This is a genomic window from Candidatus Binataceae bacterium, from assembly GCA_036495685.1.
Classification (GTDB): domain Bacteria; phylum Desulfobacterota; class Binatia; order Binatales; family Binataceae; genus JAFAHS01.
Map to the genome: position 1 here is coordinate 1 of DASXMJ010000185.1, position 3,334 is coordinate 3,334.

The window sequence follows — 3,334 nt, forward strand, 5'->3', positions numbered from 1 at the left end:
ACGCCCATCCGCTTCGTGGGTGGCCTTTTCTGCCTATTAAAAGCCCGCTGGCTTGCCCTCGCGTCAGTCGCTTCCACCCGCATCCGCCTCCACCGGCTTTCCTCGTGTACGCCGACTTCGCTTATCCGCCATCGGTGCCAACATCGGTGCCAAACCAGCACGCTGAACAGTACAGCAGGACGCACCAAGATGACCGATTGTCATCGAGAACTCCCCAATTTTCGCGGGGTTTGCTGCTGCTGGTGTTCCTGAGTGAAGTCGGATGGGCAACTCTTAATCAGCGGGTCCGGAGTTCGAGTCTCCGACGGCGCACCAAGAAACTCAAGGGATTTTTCCTCCCCGACTGTGTAGAATTCCTCAGCGGTGCCTATCTGGTGCCTAACGCGCTCGGAAACCGTGTCGAGGGAGTCGACATAGCGGGCAGCGTCGGTTGGTAACCAGTATGCGTACCATCGGAGGGTTGTCGTCGGATTCGCGTGACCCAGTTGTGAAGCGACGTAAGTAATCGGAGCGCCTTTGCTCAGCAGCAAACTCGCGAACGTGTGGCGTAAATCGTAGACGCGGTGACCCGTGATTCCGGTCAGCCTGGCCAGCCGTCGAAATCGCTTTCGGATTCGGCTGTCATCAAAAGGCCCGCCCCGGCCGTTGACAAAAACCCAGTCCAGTTCAGTATCGAACCGAGGCTTCAATGCCTTCCTTTCTCGTTCCGCGCGAATCCAAATGAGCGTCTGCGCCAACTCCTGGCTCAAGTCGACGTGTCTGGTGGCCCCTGTCTTGGTGTCTGCGATCTCGTCCTCCTCAGACCACGAATGGGCAACAGTCAGCTTTCGGTTCACGAAATCGACGTTTGTCCATTTGAGTGCTCTGGCTTCTCCAGGCCTAAGGCCAGCCCGCGCCAACGACAAAAAGAAGCGATAGTAGGCAGGGTCTTCTTTCTCGGCCGTCCTCAGAAACGAAGCAAGCTCCGCCTCGGAAAGTGGACGAATGTGGACCTTGGGCGAGCGACCCAAAGCTTTTGCCCTTCGCGGCAGCGTCGTTGGATTGACGACCGCAACGCCGTCGTCGATCGCAGCCGCATATGTTGCGGAAATAGTCGCTCGGATTAGCCGAATCGTGTCTTTCGACAGTTGTCCTTGCTGAAAATTTCATTCGAACCAAAATTGGAACACCCGCGAAAGACCAGGCCGACCTGCGGCGGAACCGACGCGCGCCGCGGGTTGAATTGTAAAACCCCTCGCGCAAATCGCGATTTAGTTTTCTGTAATTCGCGGATCTCCAGCGTATGCGGGGGCGCGCAACTAACAGTAAGCAATGATTGATGCTGTCAGGCCGCAAGGCGCTAGTAGCGATGATGCATACCACCCACCTGAGGGAACGCAATCACTCTTCCGCGCTCCGGCGGCTCAATGGGGCGAGGCTCCAGGGAATCCTTTCGCAGCGATAGATGAGTCCGAGAACCGTGGTAGTAATCGAAATATGTAGCCCAAGCCCATCGGCAGAACCGGTTGGGTGCGCTCCAGCGCCTGTACCTGGCTCTTTTCGTCCACGCACAGCACCAACCGCCTGGTCGGGCGTGTTGAGATACAACCCCACCACGTCGCGAACCTTTTCCAAGAAGAACGGATCGGTGGAAAGCTTAAAGCTCTTGCTGCGATGGGGCTGGACCCCGAACAAGGCGAAGTAGCGCGCCACCGTGCTCTTGGAGATGCCGCTCGCCGCGGCCGCGCTACGTACGCTCCACTGAGTGGCATTGGGCGGCCGGCTCTGCAGTACTTTGCGCATCAGCCCCGCCACGCGCTCGTCGTCGTAGCTGCGCGGGCGTCCCGGCCTAAGTTCCCCATGCAATCCGGCTACTCCGCGCTCGCGCCAGCAGCGCCGCCAATGGCTGATGGTCGGAACGCTGACCCCACAGCGCTCCGCGATGATCCCATTGGCAACCCCGTCCGCCGACATCAGAACGATCCGCGCGCGCCGCACCAGCGAATGCGGCAAGCTGCGCGAGCGCGCGATCGAATCCAACTGTTCGTGCTCCGCCGAACTCACCTTCACCACCACATTAGGCCTGCCCATTGGGCAGCATTGTACCAGATTGGCGCCCCAAATTAAATAAGTTATTTATGGGACATTACACTAGAAGTCCTCGGGCGCTTTTCGTTTTTTGCTAGGAGGTCATCAAGTCTATATTTTCAACGAGACGCTGCGGGCTTGAGGGTCTCCTCTGGGATCCTCAGATTCTGCCGCCCTCAAAGGCTCGTTTCAAATTCCATGTACTATTCATGGATCACTCACTCGGTTCTGTCCGATAGCGGTCATATCCAGTCGCGTGCGCGAACTCAAACTTAATCCCGTCGGGATCAGTGAAATAGACTGCGAAGTATCCGGGCGAGTACGGATATTCCGCGGGCGCGTCGAGTACTGTTGCTCCGATTGCAACTAGGAGCGCGTACAGTTTTTCAACTTCCGATCGGCTCTCGGCACTGAATGCCATGTGGTTAAATCCAGGAGCGTTGCGATCGTGGGGCCTGTGCGCAAACTCGCCCTTCGAGGGACGGATCGATATTGAGTAACCAGGTCCGACCCACGCTTTGAGCGGTGTTTTCATCGCTTGCTGAGTGGATTCCGGAACCTCGACGCGTTTGAAGCCGATGAATTCAAATACTCTGTCGTAAAATGCCGTTGAGCGTTCCAGGTCGCTCACTGTCAGCGTGATATGACTGATACTTCCCCGAGCCATCACACACCTCCTGATGAGTTATTTTTCTTCACGCATTTGTGTACCGAAGCCCGAAAGCCCCTATCCTGCGGTCGCGGCGAAAGTTGTACCGATCTCTTCGGGCTCTGTGCCCCTCGAGCGCTACACCCGTTGCTAAGCCAGCTTTCTTGTTCGCAGTCCCCGAGGATGGAACCTTTGCTACAGATGGACGATAGCATTTCGCCATACAGCAGACGGTAGGTCACACCGGATCGTGTTCAGATTTGGGCGGCGCTGCCGTCGACGAATAGCTCAGAGCCGGTGACAAAAGTGCTGTCATCAGAGGCGAGGAAAACCGCGGCCCTCGCGATTTCAGCCGGTGTGCCGAAGCGGCCCATCGGGACCCTGTTCACGATACTCGCCAACATCTGCTGGCCTGCTGGCCCGGACTGCGCTAGTCGGTCATATGCGGGAGTGTTGATCGGACCCGGACTGAGTGCATTCACGCGGATTTTGCGTTCCTTCAAATCCATCGTCCACGTGCGCGCGAACGACCGTACCGCGGCCTTGGTCGCGCTGTACACGCTCGACGCCGGATTGCCTTTGGACGCCACGATCGAAGCGTTCAGGATGATCGATCCA

At 57.5% G+C, this 3,334-nt stretch carries 3 protein-coding genes; all 3 read right to left on the reverse strand.

The window, feature by feature from the left end; genetic code table 11:
* Nucleotides 1-1,380: 1,380 nt before the first annotated feature.
* Nucleotides 1,381-2,070: a helix-turn-helix domain-containing protein gene (locus tag VGI36_16910; protein ID HEY2486826.1), complete on the reverse strand. Its 690-nt coding sequence runs from the start codon at nucleotides 2,068-2,070 to the stop codon at nucleotides 1,381-1,383.
* 211 nt (nucleotides 2,071-2,281) lie between these two features.
* The gene (locus VGI36_16915; protein HEY2486827.1) at nucleotides 2,282-2,734 is read right to left on the reverse strand and encodes a VOC family protein; all 453 of its coding nucleotides are present in this window, start codon (nucleotides 2,732-2,734) and stop codon (nucleotides 2,282-2,284) included.
* 236 nt (nucleotides 2,735-2,970) lie between these two features.
* Nucleotides 2,971-3,334 (reverse strand): SDR family oxidoreductase (locus tag VGI36_16920; GenBank protein ID HEY2486828.1); only part of this gene is annotated, 364 nt, incomplete at its 5' end.

What these genes read in the sequence shown, in the direction of transcription:
- VGI36_16915 (HEY2486827.1), bottom strand. Translation starts at nt 2,734, where the DNA reads ATGGCTCGGGGAAGTATCAGTCATATCACGCTGACAGTGAGCGACCTG.
- VGI36_16910 (HEY2486826.1), bottom strand. Translation starts at nt 2,070, where the DNA reads ATGGGCAGGCCTAATGTGGTGGTGAAGGTGAGTTCGGCGGAGCACGAA.